Source organism: Streptomyces sp. NPDC004732, from assembly GCF_040609235.1.
Lineage (GTDB): Bacteria > Actinomycetota > Actinomycetes > Streptomycetales > Streptomycetaceae > Streptomyces.
On the sequence record NZ_JBEXJR010000023.1, the window covers coordinates 76,518 to 96,799 of the forward strand.

The 20,282-nt window shown below is 70.5% G+C and carries 19 protein-coding genes and 2 tRNA genes; 6 read left to right on the forward strand and 15 right to left on the reverse strand.

Annotated elements, in window-relative coordinates:
* Window positions 1-42: 42 nt before the first annotated feature.
* From ABZV77_RS40740 to ABZV77_RS40755, 4 genes are all read right to left on the reverse strand, one after another.
* Window positions 43-465, reverse strand: a complete 423-nt coding sequence (locus ABZV77_RS40740; protein WP_211826649.1) for a DUF6409 family protein — start codon at window positions 463-465, stop codon at window positions 43-45.
* Window positions 466-585: 120 nt separating this feature from the next.
* Window positions 586-1,440: a hypothetical protein gene (locus ABZV77_RS40745; protein ID WP_356268108.1), complete on the reverse strand. Its 855-nt coding sequence runs from the start codon at window positions 1,438-1,440 to the stop codon at window positions 586-588.
* 128 nt (window positions 1,441-1,568) lie between these two features.
* Complete coding sequence (locus tag ABZV77_RS40750) at window positions 1,569-1,928, reverse strand: hypothetical protein (RefSeq protein ID WP_356268110.1); 360 nt, start codon at window positions 1,926-1,928, stop codon at window positions 1,569-1,571.
* 60 nt (window positions 1,929-1,988) lie between these two features.
* Window positions 1,989-2,621 carry a hypothetical protein gene (locus ABZV77_RS40755; RefSeq protein ID WP_356268111.1) on the reverse strand — a complete coding sequence of 211 codons (633 nt, stop codon included), beginning with the start codon at window positions 2,619-2,621 and terminating at the stop codon, window positions 1,989-1,991.
* 691 nt (window positions 2,622-3,312) lie between these two features.
* Here ABZV77_RS40755 and ABZV77_RS40760 point away from each other — a divergent pair.
* Window positions 3,313-4,596: a M14 family zinc carboxypeptidase gene (locus tag ABZV77_RS40760; protein WP_356268113.1), complete on the forward strand. Its 1,284-nt coding sequence runs from the start codon at window positions 3,313-3,315 to the stop codon at window positions 4,594-4,596.
* A gap of 112 nt (window positions 4,597-4,708) precedes the next feature.
* Here ABZV77_RS40760 and ABZV77_RS40765 read toward each other — a convergent pair whose 3' ends face one another.
* The 7 genes from ABZV77_RS40765 to ABZV77_RS40795 form a co-directional block, all read right to left on the reverse strand.
* Window positions 4,709-5,818 (reverse strand): hypothetical protein, encoded by a 1,110-nt coding sequence (locus tag ABZV77_RS40765; protein ID WP_356268115.1) that lies wholly within the window; start codon window positions 5,816-5,818, stop codon window positions 4,709-4,711.
* A 376-nt stretch (window positions 5,819-6,194) separates the two neighbouring features.
* Window positions 6,195-7,412 (reverse strand): hypothetical protein, encoded by a 1,218-nt coding sequence (locus tag ABZV77_RS40770; RefSeq protein ID WP_356268117.1) that lies wholly within the window; start codon window positions 7,410-7,412, stop codon window positions 6,195-6,197.
* Between the two features lie 135 nt (window positions 7,413-7,547).
* A complete protein-coding gene (locus tag ABZV77_RS40775) occupies window positions 7,548-7,970 on the reverse strand; it encodes a hypothetical protein (RefSeq protein WP_356268119.1) in 423 nt (140 codons plus the stop codon).
* 66 nt (window positions 7,971-8,036) lie between these two features.
* Complete coding sequence (locus tag ABZV77_RS40780; RefSeq protein WP_356268121.1) at window positions 8,037-9,809, reverse strand: ParB N-terminal domain-containing protein; 1,773 nt, start codon at window positions 9,807-9,809, stop codon at window positions 8,037-8,039.
* A 92-nt stretch (window positions 9,810-9,901) separates the two neighbouring features.
* On the reverse strand, window positions 9,902-10,366 hold the full coding sequence (locus ABZV77_RS40785; RefSeq protein WP_356268123.1) for a DUF6197 family protein: 465 nt from the start codon (window positions 10,364-10,366) through the stop codon (window positions 9,902-9,904).
* A 29-nt stretch (window positions 10,367-10,395) separates the two neighbouring features.
* Window positions 10,396-10,638 (reverse strand): hypothetical protein, encoded by a 243-nt coding sequence (locus ABZV77_RS40790; protein WP_356268125.1) that lies wholly within the window; start codon window positions 10,636-10,638, stop codon window positions 10,396-10,398.
* A gap of 67 nt (window positions 10,639-10,705) precedes the next feature.
* Window positions 10,706-11,443 (reverse strand): DUF2786 domain-containing protein, encoded by a 738-nt coding sequence (locus ABZV77_RS40795; RefSeq protein ID WP_356268126.1) that lies wholly within the window; start codon window positions 11,441-11,443, stop codon window positions 10,706-10,708.
* Between the two features lie 503 nt (window positions 11,444-11,946).
* Here ABZV77_RS40795 and ABZV77_RS40800 point away from each other — a divergent pair.
* The 4 genes from ABZV77_RS40800 to ABZV77_RS40815 all read left to right on the forward strand — a co-directional run bounded on the left by ABZV77_RS40800 (window position 11,947) and on the right by ABZV77_RS40815 (window position 13,603).
* Window positions 11,947-12,396: a hypothetical protein gene (locus ABZV77_RS40800; RefSeq protein WP_356268128.1), complete on the forward strand. Its 450-nt coding sequence runs from the start codon at window positions 11,947-11,949 to the stop codon at window positions 12,394-12,396.
* Between the two features lie 124 nt (window positions 12,397-12,520).
* Window positions 12,521-13,021: a hypothetical protein gene (locus ABZV77_RS40805; RefSeq protein ID WP_356268130.1), complete on the forward strand. Its 501-nt coding sequence runs from the start codon at window positions 12,521-12,523 to the stop codon at window positions 13,019-13,021.
* A 411-nt stretch (window positions 13,022-13,432) separates the two neighbouring features.
* Window positions 13,433-13,507 (forward strand) — tRNA-Asp (locus ABZV77_RS40810).
* 22 nt (window positions 13,508-13,529) lie between these two features.
* Window positions 13,530-13,603 (forward strand) — tRNA-Phe (locus ABZV77_RS40815).
* A 50-nt stretch (window positions 13,604-13,653) separates the two neighbouring features.
* Here ABZV77_RS40815 and ABZV77_RS40820 read toward each other — a convergent pair.
* The 4 genes from ABZV77_RS40820 to ABZV77_RS40835 form a co-directional block, all read right to left on the reverse strand.
* Entirely contained in the window at window positions 13,654-14,748 is a 1,095-nt protein-coding gene (locus ABZV77_RS40820) for an ABC transporter permease (protein ID WP_356268132.1), read from the reverse strand.
* Between the two features lie 33 nt (window positions 14,749-14,781).
* Complete coding sequence (locus tag ABZV77_RS40825; RefSeq protein ID WP_356268134.1) at window positions 14,782-15,624, reverse strand: cytochrome c biogenesis CcdA family protein; 843 nt, start codon at window positions 15,622-15,624, stop codon at window positions 14,782-14,784.
* The gene (locus ABZV77_RS40830; protein WP_356268136.1) at window positions 15,621-16,385 is read right to left on the reverse strand and encodes a DsbA family protein; all 765 of its coding nucleotides are present in this window, start codon (window positions 16,383-16,385) and stop codon (window positions 15,621-15,623) included. The genes ABZV77_RS40825 and ABZV77_RS40830 overlap by 4 nt, the downstream gene beginning before the upstream one ends.
* Window positions 16,386-16,468: 83 nt before the next feature.
* Window positions 16,469-16,870 carry a hypothetical protein gene (locus tag ABZV77_RS40835; protein ID WP_356268138.1) on the reverse strand — a complete coding sequence of 134 codons (402 nt, stop codon included), beginning with the start codon at window positions 16,868-16,870 and terminating at the stop codon, window positions 16,469-16,471.
* An 83-nt stretch (window positions 16,871-16,953) separates the two neighbouring features.
* Between ABZV77_RS40835 and hrpA the strand changes: the two genes are divergently transcribed.
* The coding region (gene hrpA / locus ABZV77_RS40840; RefSeq protein ID WP_356268140.1) for an ATP-dependent RNA helicase HrpA at window positions 16,954-20,282 on the forward strand (3,329 nt) is incomplete at its 3' end.

Below are 20,282 nucleotides of genomic sequence, written 5' to 3' on the forward strand. Positions count from 1 at the left end.
GGTCCGGAGGGTTGCCCTCCCCCGGACCGGCGGGCCTCGGTGTCAGCTGCGGTGGAGCGTGTGGCGGGCGGCCGGGTCGGCGTCGGCAAGGCCGGTCCGCTCGCGCCATGCCTGGCGCACGGCGGTGCGGAGCGCGTCCCCGTCGTCGTAGGCGAACCGGCCCCGGCGCAGACCGCACACGATGTCGCGGAAGACGTCCGGGTTCATCGTGGTGAGCGTGTCGTCCAGCGGCGTCAGCTCGTGCGGGAACATCGCCTGGACGCTGTCGCCGGGCTCCGGAGCACCGAGGGTGAAGAACCAGACCACGGACATGGTCGCGTCGCCCGCGAACTCCGGCCCGCCGAACGGGCCGACGACGACGGCCGGGCGGGTGTCCTGCTGGTGACCCCGGTGCCAGGGCCCGGCGATCACGAGCGTGGCGGTGGGGAAGTCCTGGACGGTGGGCTTCTGGTCGGTGGTGAGCATGTCGTATCCCTGTCTGGTGAGAGGTTCCGCCGGGGCCGGTCGGCCCCGGCGGGGGTGTCGGTCGGGGGGTTGCCCTCCCCCTTCCGACACCATTAATTAAACCATGTTCTCGGGTTCGGGTCAACCGGTCACGGCAAGTTCGCGGCGGCGCTCGGCGGCGGTCCGAACCGCGCTCGCGATGGCGCGGCCGGTCTCGATGGCCCGCACGGCGGACTCGTGAACCGGGGGCCGCTTGCCGTCGGTGATGATGCCCGCGAGCGGCGGCATGGCGGCGGGTCCGGGAGCGATTCCGAGGATGAGCGCGGCGACGTGGGCGGCGGACGCAACTTCCGCTTCGCGCTGGCCGTACACGGGTGCGTCAAGTTCGCTGATGCGCTGAAGCGCGGAGTTGTAGAGGTGGAGGCGGACGGCGTAGTCGCACTCCCCGGCGGCGTCGGGCACGCCGTCGGCTCCGGAGATGGCGGCCCAGACCTCTTCGACGGTGAACCGCGCGGGCGTGGGCGGCTCGTAGGCGTCGCCGTCGGTCTGGCTGATGTCGAAAACCGGTCCCGCCTTGAAGCCGGACACCTTGCGCGCCTCACCCCCGGCGGCCTCGTCGGCGGCCTCCCGCTGCCCGCCGTCGGCGGCTGCGGCCGTGGCCTCCTGGCCGCTCTCGGGCCGTCGCTTGATCGGCGTCCAGATACGGAGCGAGGTGGAGCCCTTGGCCGGGAAGCGTCCGACCTTCCGCCAGTCGCCGGAGCTGAGTATGTGGGTGGCGGTGGGGAGCTGGGCGGCGACGGCAATGCAGTTGGTGGGGCTGCGGTCGTCGCGGTCCGTGTGGGTGAGGTTCGCAGCCGTGCGCATGACGGCGGCCCAGAAGTCCTCGCTGCTGACCATCGCCCCGTACGCACGATCCATGACGGCTTCGAGTTCACCGCGCATCTTGGCGGAGTAGGCCCGGCGCTCTTCGTCGGTCATCTTCGGCTTACGGGGCATGTCGCGGTCCTCCTGGTGTGAGATGAGCATCCGGGGCCGGCTGGCCCTCGGGGCGTCGGTCGGGGGGTTACCCTCCCCCTTCCGACACCACTAATTAAACCATGTTCTGGGGTGATCGGCAACCACCCCTAAATCCAGTGCAACCCTGCTTCATTGCTCACGGCGCGGTATGCGGCTATGACCTCGTCCTCTATCCGTGTCCAGCGGTCGAGGATATCGGGGGCAGTCTCCTTGTCGCTGGCCGCGCGCGTGGCCCTGCGCCATTCAATGGCGATTTTGAGCGTGCGGATTTGGGAGCGGGTGAGTTCCCATCGGCCGGAATCCGGAAGTTCGTTGCCGTAGGCCATCCCAACGGCGTTGTTGATGTGCTCGGTGCCGGACCACACATTGTGTGTGGACTGGAGCGCAAGGGCGCGCTTGAGGGTGCACCGGAGGTGCGGGGCCTGCACGATCCATTGCGGTTCGATGACGAATATGTCGGCGCTCATCCTGGGCCTTTCTGGGGAGGGCGGCGCGCCGGGGCGTGCGCCGCCGTAACGCGCGGGGAGTTAGAGGGTGTATCCGTCGACGTATTCGCCGCGCTCCCCCTCGGGGGTCTGGACGTGGGGAAGGAATCGGCTCACTGCGAATACGACGGCGTCGGCGATGATTCGGGGTGCGTCGTTGAGTGCAAGACTCACGGTGTCGCCGTCGAGTCCGATACGGACTTCGCCCGGTTCAAGATTCATGTAGACATGGGCGGTTGTGCCGTCGATTCGGGTTCGCGCTCCGGGGAGTCGGGCGGAGAGATCGCGGGCGGCTTCCTCGACGTCCCGACGCATTGCGGCCTGCGCGCGGTTGTGTTCCTTCACGCGCTCGTGAACGTCACGGTGTACGGGGATGAGATCGGCGGCGATCTGGGCCGCGATGTCCGCCGGGTCCTCGGTCATGGACACTCGGACCGTGTCGCGCTCGCCCCTGCGGAATCCGTAGTCGGTGGCGGGGAACGCGCCCCGGATGTGCAGGTGTCCGGGGTCATCGAACCGCTCGGAGAGGTGGAGCTGTCGACCGTCCAGGTGCGTGAACGTAGCGGCGTGGTCCAGCTCCTGGAGGCCATGGCGCGCGGGCTGCGGTCGCCAGTTCCCGCCGAGTTCGAGGGCGATCGGGTGGGACAGCTCTGCGACGGTGAGAGGCGTGTTCATCGTCCGTCTCCTGGTGAGAGTGGGCGTCGGCGGCCGGTCGGCCCGCCGTTCGCCGGTTGGGGGTTGCCCTCCCCTTCCGACATCACTAATTAAACCACGTTCTAGAGGGCGACGCAACCCGGATAAGGGCCCTGACCTGGTACTTTCCTGCCAGCATCGGCCCGCACTCGCTCGGCCGGGCCGCGCCCACCACGGGCCTGGGCGGGGTTCCCTCCTCGGTCGGACAGCTCCGCCGTATCAGGGTTCCGGGCGCGGTGTCCTGGCTCGCGTAGCGACCGCGTAGCGGCTTGGCCTGGACGCCGCGTCCGGGTTCCTGGTACGCCCCTTGGGGTGTCCGGCCGAGGAGGGAACCCCGCCTTCACCACCCGCACCACGACGGCGCGGCACCCGACCGACGAGCCCCCACCCCCTCCGAGGAGGACCCGCCGGAGGCTGCCTTTCGCCCTGGCCGGCACCCAACCACCCGGTTCGCTCACCGGTTCATGGGGGTCGGTGGCGGATCGGGCTCGCTTGCGATGCGCTGCAAGACGAATCCGCCCTTCCTTCGTAATCCGGATGCGATGGCGTGCAATTCTCGGCAATTTCCCTGCCGTTGGGGCCGGGAGTTGCGCAAGTATCGGCAATCCCCTTACGCGGCATTGGTGTTGCTGAACAGACTGTTTCCACCTGTCGGTACGAGAAGGGGTGGACAGTGCAGGGTGCGTTCAGCAGCGGCTATGTGGAGTCGGATCTCGCAGTGGCGGATACGCCGCCGACCTGGGAGGAGCTACGGGAGGAGATCGCGAAGCTCGCGGCGGTGAATCCGGAGACCTGCCTCGTGCGCACGGTGGGGTCGTCGCGGGCGGGTGAGCCGTTGGAGCTGCTGACGTTCCGCGGCGGTCCGCTGCCCATGCTGGTGGTGGCCGGGCCGCATCCGAACGAGCCGGTGGGGGCGGCGACGGTGCTGGCCCTGGCTCGGTACCTGCTCGCTCGGCCGGAGACGCGGAACGGGATCACCTGGCACCTGTTGCTGTCGAGCGACCCTGACGGTGGCCGGTTGAACGAGGACTGGTCGACGGCATGGCCGGTGTCGCTGGAGACGTACCACCGGCACTTCTACCGGCCCCCGGTAGACGCCCAACCGGAGTGCTGTTTCCCCGTCGAGGGCTTCGCGGGGCAGTTGCCGGAGACACGAGCGCTTATGGCGGTGGTGGAGGAGCTGCGCCCGGCACTCTCGGTGTCCCTGCACAACTCGGATACGGGTGGGGCGTTCCTCATGGCGTCCCGCGCGGACGTTGGCCTGGTGGAGGTGCTGGCGGCTGCCGCCGACCGGCACGGAATCCCGTTGGAGGCGATGCCCTCGGACTGTGTCGGGCTCCTGTCGCCGGGCGACGGGGTGTTCGTGATGCCTGAGCCGCTGGCAGTGGCTGATCGGCCGACTCCCCTGCCGGGCGAGTGGGTGCCCGCAGGCGGGAGCAGCATGCACTACGTGGCGCGGCACGGCGGGCTGGGTGTTTCGCCGGAGGTGCCGATGTGGCGGACGGCGACCATCACGCTGTCGGCGGAGGCCGGCGCGGCGTACCGGAGTGACGCGGTGCGGGTCCTGGCGGGCGTCCTGGAACGGGTGCCGTCGCGCCCGTCGGTGTTCCTTCCGGCGGTGGAGGAGCAGATTGCGATTATGCGGTTGATGACGCGGATCGCTCGGGAGAATCCGCGGGACTGCGCGGATCAGGACCTGGCTCTTCTGGTTCCGCTGAGGGGCGCCGGGATGCTGTTGCGGCACCTGGACGTCCTCTTGGACGAGACGCCGGTCCACCCTGGAGTTCTGCACGAACGGGCTGCTTTGGAGGTGGAGTTCGGCAAGTGGGTTGCGGCGGCGGAGCAGGCGCTCCGGCCGGTTCCGTTCACGCTGTCGCAGACGGTCGGCTACCAGATGGACGTGATCCTGGGCGCAGCGCGGATGGTCCAGACGGCGGACGGCCCGCCAATTCAGTGAAGAGCACACCGGGCGGGGTCCGGTCGCGCGCAGCGCGACGAACAGGGGTGTCGCGCCCGAAGGGCACGTCCATGTGACGCGGTGACCGTGCCTTGGACCGGTCCCTACCCGGTCACCACAAGGCTGGCTGCACGGCGGTGTGCCGGTGCAGGGGCAGGATGATCCGGACGGGAGGGCTCGTGACGGAGTTCACCGCGGGGCTCGGCGTGTGCGTGCCGGGGCAGTGGCCGCCCTCGTCCTCCCATCGGTTGGCGGCATCGCGCTCGGCGCGGGCCCGCTGTTCGGTGAGCGTGACCGGCTTTCGGTACAGGTTCCGGGCGCTGGAGTCGAGCGGCGGGAGCACGCGGGCTGCTGCCTTCTGGTCGTCACGGCGCTTGTGGCGCCGCCGGACCCGGGCGAACCGTGCCTCGTAGGCGTCGCGGTCGTTGTCGTGGAGTCCGGCGGGGTGGAGCCGCGCCAGTTCAAGGGCGACTTGCCCCATCGGGCTGGGGGTCAGTACGCGGGTGCCGTCGTCGTGGCGGACGGCGGTGAGGAACCGTGCGGCGAACAGGGCCTCGGTCCGGTCGCGGCTGACCCGCCGGCCACCGGACCACAGACCGCGCCGGGCCGCCTGCCGGGCCGCCCCCTCTCGCCAGTACAGGCGCCCGGACTCGGCGGCCTCCAGCACACGGACGTGTCCCGCCGTCCAACCGAGTTCGGCAACGTGGCCTTCGGCGAGATACCGGTTCATCGTCGCCCGGTCCCGGTTGTCCGCGTCCATGTTGGTGGCCGCGCGCTCCTCGGCCTCCCGCTCGACCTCTTCCCGGCGCCGTTCGGTCTCCCGCTCGGCGTGCTCGGCCGCCGTCAGCTTCCGTTCCAGCTCGGCCCGCAGATCCTCGGCCGTCGTCTCGGCTCCGGCGGCCGACTGCGCCTGAACGGCGTGGCCGACGGCTTCACGGGCGCAGTACGAGGGGGCACTGCTGGGCATGGTGGGGTCGTCGGCGTACTGCTCGGCGCGGTCGGCCCACTTCTCGGCTTCGACGGCTTCCTTGTGGGCCGCGTGCATGGCCGCCTCCAGCCGGGCGGCGGCTCCGGATCGGCTGCGGCACATGGCGGTCATGGCGTCGTCGGCTGCGGTGACGGCGAGGATCGCGGCCTGCCGGGCGACCTGGATGCAGGTCTGCGGAGTCGGGTCTCCGGGGTGGGCGGCCTGATGTTGGACGACGGGTGCGTTCGCGGGCATGGGGGTGTTCCTCGGGATCGGTGGTGCGGTCGGCGGCGGGCCGTACCGGTGTCGGGGAGGTGCCGCCCGTCATCGTGCGGAGCGCGATGGACAGTGCCGTCGTGCCCGAAGGGCACGCCCTTGGGCCCGGCGTCCGGACGGGACGGGAGGGCCGCCCGCGGCCCGGACGTTCCGGCCGGCTGCGAGCCGGGCCGGGCTGAGCCGTCCCGGAGGGACGCCCTTACGTACGGGGCCCGGTGTCCGGGGCTGGCCGCCGACGCGGGCGGTTGCGGACGGCGGTGGGCGCTGCGTGGGGTGGGCGGCTCGATGCCGCCCGACCCACGGCCCGGCGGCCGGGGTCCGGCCGGGCGGTGGCTCCCGCCCGGCCGGGCTCCTGTTACGCGGCGACCGGTTCGCGGGCGGCGACCCGGCACCGGGTGAGAACGGTCTGTGCGGTCTCGCCGTAGATGCTGTGGTCCTTGACCGTGCCGGTCAGCTCGACCTCGTCGCCCTGGTCGGGGACGTCGGCGGCGGAGCTGAACCAGACGAACACGTTGCCGTCGCCGTCCTGGAACTTCACCAGTCGGCGGCGCTGGGTGTGGTAGCCGTACGTCCGGCCCTCCAGCTCGATCACGGTGGTGACGGTGGCGGTGGTGGTGATCCGCTCGCCCACCGTGCCCTGCGGCTTGCTGTTCTGGGCGGCCCGCTCGGCGGCTTCCTTCTCCTGGTCGCGGTACCACCCCGCGATGGCGGACACGAGCGTCGGCAGGTGGCGCGGGTCGACGGTCTCACCCTTGGCGAGCTGGCCCACCTTGTGGCGGTAGTCGGAGAGGCTGCCGTATCCCTGGACGGCCCATGCCCGGACGGCGGCGGCGGTGGTCGGCGCGTCGGCGTCGGCGTCGATGGCGTCCTTCCACTCCTGCGGGGCCTTGCGGTCGAAGAAGTACGCTTCGACGCCGTCGGCGGTCGGCATCGTGTTCTTCCACTGCTCGGACCGGCTGTAGAACCGGCCCTCCGTCTTCACGATGGCGGCGGTCACCCGCAGGACCTCGATCACCGGGACGCGGAGATCGGCCGGGATGCCGCCCCCCTCGCAGTCCCAATCGGAGTCCTTCAGCGTGCCGAACCGCCACAGGGCCTCAAGTCCCTTGATCGGCAGGCCGGTGTACGGCTCGACGCACGTCGTGCCCAACTGCCGCATCTCGCCGTTCTCGTGGCGGGCAAGGTAGGTGGCGGTGCGGTGCCGGGCGACGGCGCACCCGTGGCAGAAGTTCTCGATGGCGCGGTACTGGCGCGCGGCCTCGGCGTCCTGCTCGGGCAGACCGGGGAACAGGCTGGTGATCGTCTCGCCCTCCTCGTCGTGGTCCAGGCGGGCGATGACGGTCCAGCCGTGGTGACGGGGGATGTCGCCGGAGATCGTCACGGTGACGGTGGGGCGCTTGCCGATCACGCGGCCGTCAAGGTCGCGGTAGTCGGCAAGGAACGGCTCGGAGATGTCGAGCGCGTACGCGCTGAGGTGGTGGACGGCGGCGCGGGCGTTGGTGGCCTCGACAAGCTGACGGACGCGGGACTGAGCGGTCGCGGGGATGGAAAACCGCATGGCTGCGCTGGTCATCGTGGGTACTCCTGCTGGTGAGAGAGGAATCGCGGACCCGGCCGGGCGGGTTGCCCTCCGCGTACGGCCGGTCTCGGGCCGGCTGGCGGCCCGTCGTGTCGGAGGGGGGTTGCCCTCCCCCTCCGACACCATTAATTAAACCATGTTTTGGGGTGTGGGGCAAGCATCCCGGCCGGGGATGTCCAGTGCGGCGCGGTCGCGCAGGAACGCGGCGAACAGGGCGGCGGTGTAGCTGTCGGCGGTGCCGTACGTGCGGCGGCAGTCCAGTGCGCCGATGCGCTCGCCCCGGTGGTGGACGGGGAACGCTGCGCCGGGGGCGGGGATGGCGAGCGCGTACAGCCCGCGCGAGGTGTCCACGCGCAGGACGACGGCGGCGGCCTGGTGGTCGTAGGCGGCGGACCAGCGGCGGGGCCCGATGCCGAACTCTGCGAGTCCGCCCGCGATGGCGCGGGCCTGCATGATGTCGGCGGTGGTGCCGGGGTCGGGCTCGGCGGGGGCGGGAACGCATCCGCAACCGTGGTCGTCGGCGTGGGTCTCGGACAGAGCTGTACGGGTCACTGTGGGGCTCCTGGGGTGGCCGGGGGCGGGAGGGTTCCCGCCCCCGGCGTCGGGCGGCTGAGGTGGTCAGGCGGCGGCTTCGTCGTCGCTGGCGGGGTCGTCGGCCTCCTCGGCGTCCGGCTCGCCCTCCTCCTCGTCGGTGCCGGTCTCCTGCTCGGCCTCCGGCTCACTGCCCGTCGTGATGGCGCGGGGCTTCTTCTTCGACGGGTCGTAAGGCTCGTCGTCCACGACCGACTGCTCAATGGGCGTGAGCGGGTACCCGAGCGCCGCGAGCACCTGGAACCAGCGGCCGGTGGGCGTCCGCGTCCACGGGGCGCGCTGGCTGTCCGTCCTCCACGCGGAGCGGTTCGCGCACTTCTCCCGTACGGCGGCGATGGCGGCGAACTGGAGCTGCGGGGCCCTGCGGGGGTCCTTGGCGACGTGACCGGCGAAGCTGCCCCGGTCCTTGGCCTGCTCGGTGCTCAGCCCCAGGAAGGCGGCCAGGATCTCCGTCGTCGGCTCCTTGACCAGTTCGTCAAGGCCCCAACTGGCGTTCAACAGAGCGTTGTTCACATGCCCGATGAGGTGGTTGGTCGTGGCCTTGGGGAGGTTGCGCCGCTTGATCAGGTCGGTGATCCACTTCCGGCGCAGGGCCTCGGCCGCGTCCCAGTCGATGTTCCCCTTCTTGACGGCGGCGCGGGCGGCGCGCTCGGCCTCCACCTCGGCGGCGGTCTTCGTGCCGCCGCCGCTACCGCTTCCGCCCTCGGGGACCGTGTGCCCGTACAGGCCGGGGGCGGAGCAGTAGGGCTCGTACCGGTCCGCCCGCCGCTCGTCGAACACCCACACCAGACCCTTGCACTCGGCGTGCTCCTCGGCGCTGATGCCGCGCAGTCGCCATACGGGCATGGCTCGCTCGGACAGCTCCTCGGCGTCCCTGATCTTCTGCCCGGCCGCCTCCAGCTCCGCGCGGTGGGCCTCGGCCTTGGTCCGCTTGTCGCGCTTGGTCCGCTCGACCGCGATGGCCCAGTCAACGTCTCCCTCGTCGGCGTCGTCGTCGGCGGCGGCCTCGGTGATCGCGGCGAGCGCTTCGGCGTCGTCCGCGAACTCCGACAGCGCGGCCAGGTGCTCGAACGTCCACTCGTAGCTGCTCGCGCCACTGACGGCGGCCGACAGCTTCTCGTCGGACCGGACCTTGACCAGCGTCTTGACGTCCTTCTGCCGCACGCCTGCGGCCTTGGCGATGCGGCCCACCTGCGCGCCCGCCTCGGCCGCGCTGAACATGGCCTGGTTCACCTCGGTCTTGGTGAGGCTCTTACGGTGCTGAGCGGTCGTGATCATGTCGAGGAACTGTCCGGCCGCGTCGCGGTCGTCGTCCTCCCACTCGTACGGCAGGTGGGTAAGACCCGCGTCCGTCGCGGCGTGGTAGCGGCGGTTTCCGTCGTTGACCTGGAGGACTCCGCCGTCGAGTCGCTGGATCTTGACGGGGATGCGGCACCCCTCGGCGCGGAGGGATTCCACGAACGGCGCGTTCAGGTCCAGGTCTTCGCGGGCGTTCTTCGGGTGCGGGGTGAGCGCGTCGAGCCGGATGACGGGGCGCGGGGTGACCGGCACGGTCTCCAGCCCTGCGGCGACGGCGGCGGCCAGCCGCTGGAACCCGTCGATGACCTGCGGCACGTCGCCGTTGGTGCGCACGACGTACAGCGGCTCCACGACGCCGCTGTCCTTCACGTCGGCCAGCAGATCGGCCGGGGCCTCGATGTCACGGACGTTGCCGGGGTGCGCGGCCAGCTCGGCGACCGTGAGGGTCGGCCACGGGGCAGGGGAGGTCTGGACGCCGGCCTGGGTCTTGGTGTTCGTCATCGGTCCTTGTCTTTCTGGTGAGAGTGGGTCGGGCCCTTCGGCCCGGTGGGGTGCCGGTCGGGGGGTTGCCCTCCCCCTTCCGACACCATTAATTAAACCATATTCTTGAGGGTGGGGCAACCGGGGATATTGTGATCGCCGTCACTCTGGTGCAGAGCTGCGGCGGTGCGGATCATGGCGGCGGCCTCGGCGGTGGTCCGCTCGGGCCCGTCCCCCCAGCACCACAGGAGAGTGCGCCGGTAGGCGTCCTCCGTGAGCTTCAGCTTCCGCCACCGGACGCCGGACACGGGACGGCCGTTGACCTGGTTGCTGAGCACCACAAGGGAGTCGAACAGGGCGCGTTGGAAGATGTCCCACGGTTCGCCGCGCACGGACCAGCGCGGCCGGGCGGAGCGCACGCCGCGCTCCCACGCGTGCAGCACGGTGCACGGGGCACTGTCGCCCATCCGGCCGGGCTGCCAGAGGTGGTCACCCTGGTAAAGCCCGACGCGTTCGATGTGGTCGGCGGCGGCGGCGAGGATGCGGGCGGGGCTGGCGGGTGGCTTCCGGGACGGCATCGCGTTCTCCTGGGGGTGGTCGGTTGTGGTCAAGTGGTGGCGTGCTGGGCGGACTTGGCCGTGATGGTGCACTCGACGCAGTGACACGGCGTCTGCCACTGCCACCCGGCCACGCAGATGATCGAGTAGGCAAGGGCGGCGGCTTCGCTGATCCGGCCGGTGCCGGGCTCCTTCGGCGTCGCGGCGGCCCACGTATAGGGGAAGCTGTAGATCTGGAAGTAGTGGCGGCCGTTCTCGTCGGTCTTGTGGAATCGGGCCCATTCCATGTACATGCGTGACTCCTCGTCGCTTCGAGCGGGGGCCGGGGCGGCGGGCTGCCGCCCCGGCGAGACGGGCGGGTCAGGCTGCAATGGCTCCGGCGGTCTGAGCACCGATGCGGCGGCTGCCTCCGATGTCGGCGCGGTTGCCTGCGGCGGCTCCGTCGCCGTACCCGCTGCCGCTGTACGAGCCGCGCGTGTGCCGGACGTGCGGGTGCTCCTCGCGGTAGAGCGCCTCCACCTTCGCGTCACGGTCGGCCAGCACGAGTTCACCGCTGCGGCCGGTGACCGACGTTTCCTCGCTGGCGGTGGCGCGGGCTGCCTGCTCGATCGCCTCAAGCCGTGCAATGACACGCTCGATGAACCCGAGGGTCCACGAGTTCCGCCATGCCCGCGCGCTGCGGACGCCGTACGGGACAACCTGCGCACTGAGCCCGCCGAGCATCTGAAGGTGGAGCGAGGAGTAAAGAACCTCGGCACGCTGGATGTCGGACTCATGGCCCACGATGTGAACGCGGCGCACCTTGCCCCGCACCCCCATGTGCACGGCCTTGCACCCGACGCTCTGAGCGATGAAGCAGATCAGCCGGACACGGGACATGGCCCACGGGTTGGGGAGGTCGACGTACTTAGCGGTGACCGCGTCCCGCGACGGCTGCCCGTCGCTCAGCATGGCCTCTTCGACGCCGTACTTCGCCATCATCTCGAACGCCCGCTTCCGGGCCAACTCCGCCTCCGACTCCGGCGTACGGGGGTCCTCCGCCGTGGCGAGCAGAGCGCGGATGGTGTCGAGCTTTCCGGGGGCCTTCGTGGTGCTCACGTGCGTTCTCCTGGTGAGAGAGGTTGTCGGCGGCCGGTCGGTCCGCCGCTCGCCGGTCGGGGGTTGCCCTCCCCTTCCGACACCACTAATTAAACCATATTACTGGCTTCGGGGCAAGCCTGCTCCGCATCAAACCCGCAGGTGGCAACGCTCCTCCCGCACCACTCACCCGCTTCCATCCCGTACGCCGTCGACCCACACGCAGTGGAGCGGACGCGGTGCCGGGCGTCCAGGTGGAGCGCGCCACTGCACGAACGACCTGGACGCCCGGTGCCGTGTCTGCTCGCCTTGGCTGGGTCGACGGTGTGCGGGATGGAAGCACCCTCACCCCCACGAACCCGCAGCCGGGCACGAAGCCCCCTCCGCCCCGGTGCCGGCCGATCCCCCGCCGGAGGCACTGATCACTGACCTGACCCCACCGAACCCGTGGTTCGAGATGTCCGCGGACCTGTGCCTACGGTGCGCGCGACGAGCCACGATTTCGAACAGGACTGGGGGCACGAGTGAGCACCAATTCGGCAGGGCCGGTCAGCACGTCGGAGCTGAGGCGGCGGGTTCGCGCTGCTGAAGCACTGAAGGCGAAGACGCGCGAGATAGCCGCCGCGAACACGCTGACCGCGCGAGAGGCCGCGGCGAAGGCGGCCACGGCGAAGGAGGAGGCCGACGTCACCGCGCGGGAAGCCGCTGCTGTCGTCCTGCGGCTGTTCGACAACGACGCCGAGTTGGTCTCGGAACTGCTGGGCGTCCCAGCAGAGGAGCTAGAACGGGAGGCCAAGCCTGTTACCGCCGCTCGGGCGAAGGAGATCATCGAGGAACTGCGGGCCCGCGCCGAGCGGCCCCGCTCGACTCGCACCCGTAAGCCTCGACCCGATGCGGCCGGCGCGGCTTCCTCGCCCCCGGACACCCCGCCCCCGGCGGCCACGACGGATGACGGCCGGGCTGATGCCGCCTGAGCACGACTCCGGGCCCGGCCTCTTCCCGCTCTCGGCGGTGAATGGGGCCGGGCCCGTTCACGTGGACGAGCAGCTTTCACTCATCGGGGAGCCAACGCCCGTCCGTATACCGGCCGTTGAGTGGATGCGCTGGCTGGCCGACGAGTCCGTACAGGCCCGGTACTGGGCGAAGGTCTACCGGACCCCGTCAACCGAGGACTGCTGGTTCTTCCTCGGCGGGATCTCCAGCACCGGCCACGCCAGCTTCAGGGCCGCGTCGCGGCCGGGCAGGACGCGCACGGGCACGGTGCCGGGCCACCTGTACGGGTACCAGCTCGCGCACGGCGTGATCCCCCGACTCGGTTGGGGAACCGACAGCCCGACCGTCTGCCACACCTGCGACAACCACTCCTGCCAGCAGCCGACGCACCTACGCCTCGGCACGGCGGCGGAGAACCGGGCCGAATGGCTGGCCCGCCGCCGCGACCCGAGCAGTCCGCTCGCTGACGTCCGCGGCCCGGCCGGACGGTCCCGCGCCATCGGCGCCGCCATCGAGGCCGGCCGGAAGGGCGGGGAGTCCGCGGAGTCGATCAGAGCTCGCATCCGTGCAGCGGTCGCGGCAGGGCGCCCCCTCAGCCTGTGGTGAGCCTCGCCGCCCTCCGCCCCCGAAGGACAGACGGGCCCCGACAGACACGATGAGGTCTGTCGGGGCCCGTCGTCGCACACGTCAGAAGACCTTCTCCGTCTCCGCGCCGGTCTACCTCTATGCCGTCGCAGTTCGGAACATGAGACTCAAGACACAAATCCCTGGGATCATGACGATGCACGCCTCCTCGCGCCTCCAATATTTGCAGTCACAACGAGGCGCCATCCCCGTGCCCACCAGTGGGCACGGCACCCGGATCAGGGAGGGAGGAGGAGGGACGAGAAGGATGGAAACAGGGCCCTACGCTGGGCTCTCCGGTATAGTCCCAGGTCAGAAAGGTAAAGCTTTCGGGTTCGAATCCCGTTGGGGGCACGCAACACCTTGTGCGAGACTAGTGCTCGCACAACGCTTGGTCCTGTGGAGCAGTTTGGAGTGCTCGCCACCCTGTCAAGGTGGAGGCCGCGGGTTCAAATCCCGTCAGGACCGCTTGCGATTCTCTGAATCGCGTGGCTGGGTAGCTCAGTTGGTACGAGCGATCGCCTGAAAAGCGATAGGTCGCCGGTTCGATCCCGGCCCCAGCCACCTCTTCCAGAAGCCCCGCCTCGGCGGGGCTTCTGTCGTTTCCGGGGCCCTCAGGCCCCGACGGCCACCGCGTGGGCCGGTGCCGAGACGCGGCCCCCCGGATGGCGGTGGCGCCAGACCCAGAACACCGCCGAGGACAGCAGCGCCCAGCCGCCGAGCACCAGGAACGGGAACGCGTGCTGGTGCCCGCCGAAGTACACCGCCGTGTGCTGCGCGTTCACCGAAGCCCCCGGCGGCAGCCACCGCCCGATGTGCCCGAGCACCGAAGGCAGCAGCGGCCACGACACCGCGCCCCCGGACGACGGATTCCCGAGGAGCACCATCAGCCCCCACGTCGGGATCATCGCCCAGCGCCCGAACAACGTGTTGAACATCGTGAAGACCATCCCCGACGCGAACATCGTCAGCGCCAGGATCAGCCAGGACTCCACGAAGGGCAGGTCCACCGCCCCCAGCCACCAGTCCACGACCGCCGAGATGACGAAGGCGCCGAGCAGTGCGTACAGCGCGGTGAAGCCGATCCGTTCCGCCGGATTCAGCCCGCGCGCATGCACGCTCAGCTGGATCGCACCCACGAAGCCGATGATCACGGCCGCCAGCGAGATGTAGAAGATGGCGAGCCCGCGCGGGTCGCCCTCCTGCAGCGGCTTGATGTCCTGCACCGTGACCGGGACGCCGACCTTCTCCCCCACCTTCGGCGCGGTCTCGGCGAGGACCTGGGCGACGGAGGCGCCGGACGCCCCGGAGACGTCCAGCGTCACCTTGTCCCCGCCCCGGGCCACGTCGAGGATCGCGAAGACCTTCTGCTCCTCCACGTCCAGCCGTGCCGCGGCCCGGTTGTCGTAGCGGTGCACCTCCAGGGAGGCGTTCAGCGCCTGCTCCATGCCGTCGAGGAACGCCTTGCCGCGGGCCGAGTCGCCCTTGTCCCGCGCGTCGACCACCGCGGTGGGGATGTGGTGCGGGGTGGGCTTCGCCATGGAGAACGTGTACGAACCGGCGAAGAGCCCGGCGGCGGCCGCCAGGATGAACACCAGCACGATCGCGGGCAGGAAGGGCGACTGCTTGAACGCGTCCCACCGCTCGCTCCGGGTGGGAACGCGCCCGTGCGCGCCGTGCTGGTGCGGCTCCGGCTCATGATCAGGCATACGAATACGCTAAACCATCTATAAGCGCACTTCTCAGTCGGTAACGGACGTACTCCGTCCCCGCCGACGCCACCCCCGCACCCCCAGCACGGCCCCCACCAACACCACGACCCCCACCAGCAGCACCGAATCCGGCACCGCCCGGCCGACGCCGCCCGCCCACTGCTCCACCGCGAACGAGTCGTCCACGCCCAGCAGGCCGGGCAGCGCCGTCGTCCCGTCGTACGCGAGGAACAGCGCTCCCAGCGCGATGAAGAAGAGGCCCGAAAGCAGCGACGTCGTGTGCAGTTCGAACCGGCCGAGCCGGAACGTCCGGCCCCGCAGCCACCTGCGCCGCCCCAGGTCGAACCGCTCCCAGAGCAGGGCGAGCACGAAGAGCGGCACGGCCATGCCCAGCGCGTACACGGCGAGCAGCAGCCCCCCGTAGACCGGGCTGCCGCTCACGGCGGCCACCGTCAGCACGCTGCCGAGGATCGGGCCCGCGCAGAACCCGGCGAGCCCGTACACCGCCCCCAGCGCGTACACGGAGAACGCGGTCGTCGGCCGGATCCGGCCCGAGAGCTCCGCCATCTTCCGCGAGGCGAACCCCATGCCGAGGATCTGCAGCACGCCGAGCCCGATGATCAGCCACCCGGCGACGAGCACCAGCTGGTCGCGGTGGCCGAAGAAGAACCGCCCGGCGTAGGACCCGGCCGCGCCGAGCGGCACCAGGGTGGTCGCGAGTCCCGCGTAGAAGATGCCGGTGCGCGCGACCAGGCGCGAGGTGGAGTCGATCGAGTAGGCGAAGAAGGCCGGGAGCAGCAGCGCGCTGCAGGGGCTCACCAGCGCGAGCAGTCCGCCCAGGAAGGCGGCGAAGTACCCCACGTCGGCGGTCACTCGGAACCCCCGCCCTTACCGGCCGCCTTCGCGCTCTTCGCCGCCGTCTCGATGGCCTGGTGGAAGACCTGGTCGGGCTGGGCGCCCGAGACGGGGCGCCCGTTGATCACGAAGGAGGGCGTGGCGGCGGCCCCGAGGCCGTACGCCTCCTCCTGGTCCTTCTTCACGGCGCTCTTGGCCGCGTCGCTCCCCGCATCGGTGACGAACCGGTCGACGTCCTTGACCCCGGCGTCCCGCGCGAGCTCCTTCAGCCGTCCTTCGCCGAAGCCCTTCTCCTTGGACCCCTCGGCGTACGCGGCCTCGTGGAACTGCCAGAAGCGCCCCTGCCTGCCCGCCGCCCAGGCGGCCCGCGCGGCCCGCTCGGAGTCCTCGCCGAAGATCGGGAAGTTGCGCCATTCGATGCGCAGGGTGCCGTCGTCGACGTACTTCTTCACGAGGCCGGGCTCGGTGTCGCGGGCGAACTTGCCGCAGAAGCCGCACTTGAAGTCGGCGTACTCGATCATCACGACGGGGGCGTCCGCGCGCCCCTGTGCGAGCGGGTCCTTGGCGTCGCGCCGGGCGAGCTTCTCCAGCTCGGGGTAGACACCGGCCTGCGATCCGGTGGAGGGCGCGGCGCCCGCGGCCTCCTCCTTCACGGTGCCGTTGCCGGAGTCCTCCGGCTTGGTCGCGGTGTACGAGGCGACGCCGAGCAGCACCGCGGCGACGACGACACCCGCGCCGATGGCGATGTTGCGGCGCTTCTTGTTCTCGTTCTTGGGCATCAGAGCGATCTCTCTTGTCCTGTTGCGCAGATTGCGCGTTTTGTACGTCGATGAAGGGACCCCTGTGGACAGACAGGGGTCTCCTACACGCGCAGGACGGAGAGATCCATCGGTGACGGCGGGTCGAACGCGGGCGGCGCGCGGCCGGGGGCGGCCGACGGGACGAGCTGGTCGGCGCCCCACGCACCGGTCGCGGCGTGGGCGTCGTACAGCGCGGGCAGCACCTCGTACGAAGTGCCGGAGCGCGCGGGAGTGCCCGGCACGTGGTCCGCGTCCTCGGGGCTGCCCTTGCCGCAGCCGGGCCGACCGGCCGACGCGTCGGCCGGAGCTTCCGCCGACACCTGCGCCGTCACCGCGCTGTCAGGACCCGGCACGGACGCCGTCGCGGCCGCCGCGGACCCGCCGCACAGCGCCCCGAGCGCCCCGAACACGACGAGCAGCACCGCCACCAAGGGGCACCACGGCGTACGCGCACGGGACAACATGCCCGGAATCGTACGTGCCGGGGCGCCCCGCCGGAGAAATCGGTTCGCCACTGCCGAGTCGCGGGTGAGATCCTGGACGCCGTATGTCTACGCAGCCCGCCCTTGCCCTCGACGCCCTCGCCCCCCGCCTCTCCGAGCTCTCGCTGCGCGACGAGCACCGGATCGGCCGGCGGCTGGAGGGTGCCCGCCGGATCCGTAAGCCCGAGGCCCGCGCCGCCGTCCTCGCCGAGATCGCGGCGGACGTGGAGAAGGCGTCGGCGCGGATGGCCGAGCGCGGCTCCCGCCTGCCCGCGATCACGTATCCGGAGCAGCTGCCGGTCAGCCAGAAGAAGGACGAGATCGCCGAGGCCATCCGCGACCACCAGGTCGTGATCGTCGCGGGCGAGACGGGCTCGGGCAAGACCACACAGATCCCCAAGATCTGCATGGAGCTCGGCCGGGGCGTGCGCGGCATGATCGGCCACACGCAGCCCCGCCGCATCGCGGCCCGTACGGTCGCCGAGCGGGTCGCCGACGAGCTGAACACCCCGCTGGGCGAGGCCGTCGGCTGGAAGGTCCGCTTCACCGACCAGGTCGGCGCCGACACGTTCGTGAAGCTGATGACGGACGGCATCCTGCTGGCCGAGATCCAGACGGACCGCGAGCTGCGCGCGTACGACACGATCATCATCGACGAGGCCCACGAGCGTTCGCTCAACATCGACTTCCTGCTCGGCTATCTCGCCCAGCTGCTCCCGAAGCGCCCGGACCTGAAGGTCGTGATCACCTCCGCGACCATCGATCCCGAGCGCTTCTCGCGGCACTTCGGTCAGGCCCCGATCGTCGAGGTCAGCGGACGCACGTATCCGGTGGAGGTCCGTTATCGGCCGCTCCTCGAAGAGGACTCCGAAGACACCGACCGCGACCAGATCACCGCGATCACGGATGCCGTCGAGGAGCTCCAGGCCGAGGGCAAGGGCGACATCCTCGTCTTCCTCTCCGGAGAGCGCGAGATCCGCGACACGGCGGACGCGCTGAACAAGAAGAACTACCGGTTCACCGAGGTCCTCCCGCTCTACGCCCGCCTGTCGCACGCCGAGCAGCACCGCGTCTTCCAGCAGCACACGGGCCGCCGCATCGTCCTCGCGACGAACGTCGCGGAGACCTCCCTGACCGTCCCCGGCATCAAGTACGTGATCGACCCGGGCACGGCCCGCATCTCCCGCTACAGCCACCGCACGAAGGTGCAGCGCCTGCCCATCGAGGCGGTCAGCCAGGCCAGCGCCAACCAGCGCAAGGGCCGCTGCGGGCGTACGTCGGACGGCATCTGCATCCGGCTGTACAGCGAGGACGACTTCCTCTCCCGGCCCGAGTTCACGGACGCGGAGATCCTCCGTACGAACCTCGCTTCGGTCATCCTGCAGATGACGGCGGCAGGGCTCGGCGAGATCGAGCGGTTCCCCTTCATCGACCCGCCGGACCACCGCAACATCCGCGACGGCGTCCAGCTCCTCCAGGAACTGGGCGCGCTCGACCCGACGCAGAAGGACCCGAAGAAGCGGCTCACCGAGCAGGGCCGCAAGCTCAGCCAGCTCCCCGTGGACCCGCGCCTGGCCCGGATGGTCCTGGAGGCCGACAAGAACGGCTGCGTGCGCGAGGTCATGGTGATCGCGGCCGCGCTCTCCATCCAGGACCCGCGCGAGCGCCCGTCGGAGAAGCAGGCCCAGGCCGACCAGCAGCACGCCCGCTTCAAGGACGAGACGAGCGACTTCCTCGCCTTCCTCAACCTGTGGCGGTACGTCCGCGAGCAGCAGAAGGAGCGCGGCTCGTCGTCCTTCCGGCGGATGTGCAAGGCGGAGTACCTGAACTTCCTGCGGATCCGCGAGTGGCAGGACATCTACACGCAGCTGCGCACGGTCGCCAAGCAGATGGGCATCCATCTGAACGAGGACGACGCTCCCGAGCAGCACGTCCACATCTCGCTCCTGTCCGGCCTGCTCTCCCACATCGGGATGAAGGACGTGAAGGAGTCCAAGGAGAGCAAGGAGAAGGACCCGAAGCAGCGGGGCGGCGGACGGGGCGAGTACCTGGGCGCGCGCAACGCCAAGTTCGCGGTCTTCCCCGGCTCGGCGCTCTTCAAGAAGCCCCCGCGCTTCATCATGTCGGCGGAGCTCGTGGAGACCTCGCGCCTGTGGGCCCGGGTGAACGCCCGCATCGAGCCCGAGTGGGTCGAGCCGCTCGCCCAGCACCTCCTGAAGCGCACGTACAGCGAACCGCACTGGGAGAAGGACCAGGCGGCGGTGATGGCGATAGAGAAGGTGACGCTGTACGGCGTCCCGATCGTCACCGACCGCAAGGTCAACTACGGCCGCATCGATCCCGAGGTCTCCCGCGACCTGTTCATCCGCAACGCGCTGGTCGAGGGCGACTGGCGCACGCACCACAAGTTCTTCGCCGCGAACCGCAGGCTCCTCACCGAGGTCGAGGAGCTGGAGCACCGCGCGCGGCGCCGCGACATCCTCGTGGACGACGAGACGCTCTTCGACTTCTACGACCAGCGGGTGCCCCAGGACGTCGTCTCCGGCGCGCACTTCGACTCCTGGTGGAAGAAGAAGCAGCGTGAGGAGCCCGAGCTGCTCGACTTCGAGCGCTCGATGCTCATCAACGAGCGCGCGGGCGACGTGTCGAAGGACGACTACCCCGACACGTGGCGTCAGGGGCCGCTCAAGTTCAAGGTGACGTACCAGTTCGAGCCGGGCGCGGACGCGGACGGCGTGACCGTCCACGTCCCGCTCCAGGTCCTGAACCAGGTCACGGCGGACGGCTTCGACTGGCAGATCCCGGGTCTTCGCGAGGAGGTCGTGATCGAGCTGATCCGCTCCCTGCCGAAGCCGGTCCGGCGGCACTACGTCCCCGCGCCGAACTACGCGAAGGCGTTCCTGGAGCGTGCCGTGCCCCTCCAGGAGCCGCTGCACGTGACACTCGCCCGCGAGCTGCAGCGGATGGTCGGCGTCCCCGTCTCGCCGGACGACTTCGACCTCACCCGCGTACCGGACCACCTGAAGATCACCTTCCGGATCACCGACGAGCGGCGCAAGAAGCTCTCCGAGGACAAGGACCTGGAGGCGCTGAAGCTCCAGCTCCGCCCGAAGGCCCGCAAGGCCCTCTCCCAGGCCGCCGCCGCGACCGCCGAGCGCACGGGCGGCTCCGCGATCGAGCGGGCGGGCCTCACCGACTGGTCCATCGGCACCCTCAGCCGCGTCTTCGAGACGCGTCGCGCGGGCCAGCCCGTGAAGGCGTACCCGGCGCTGGTGGACGACGGCTCCGCAGCGAACACAGTCTCCGTACGCCTCTTCGACACGGAGGCCGAGCAGCAGCAGGCGATGTGGAAGGGCACGCGCCGCCTCATCCTGCGCAACATCCCCGTGAATCC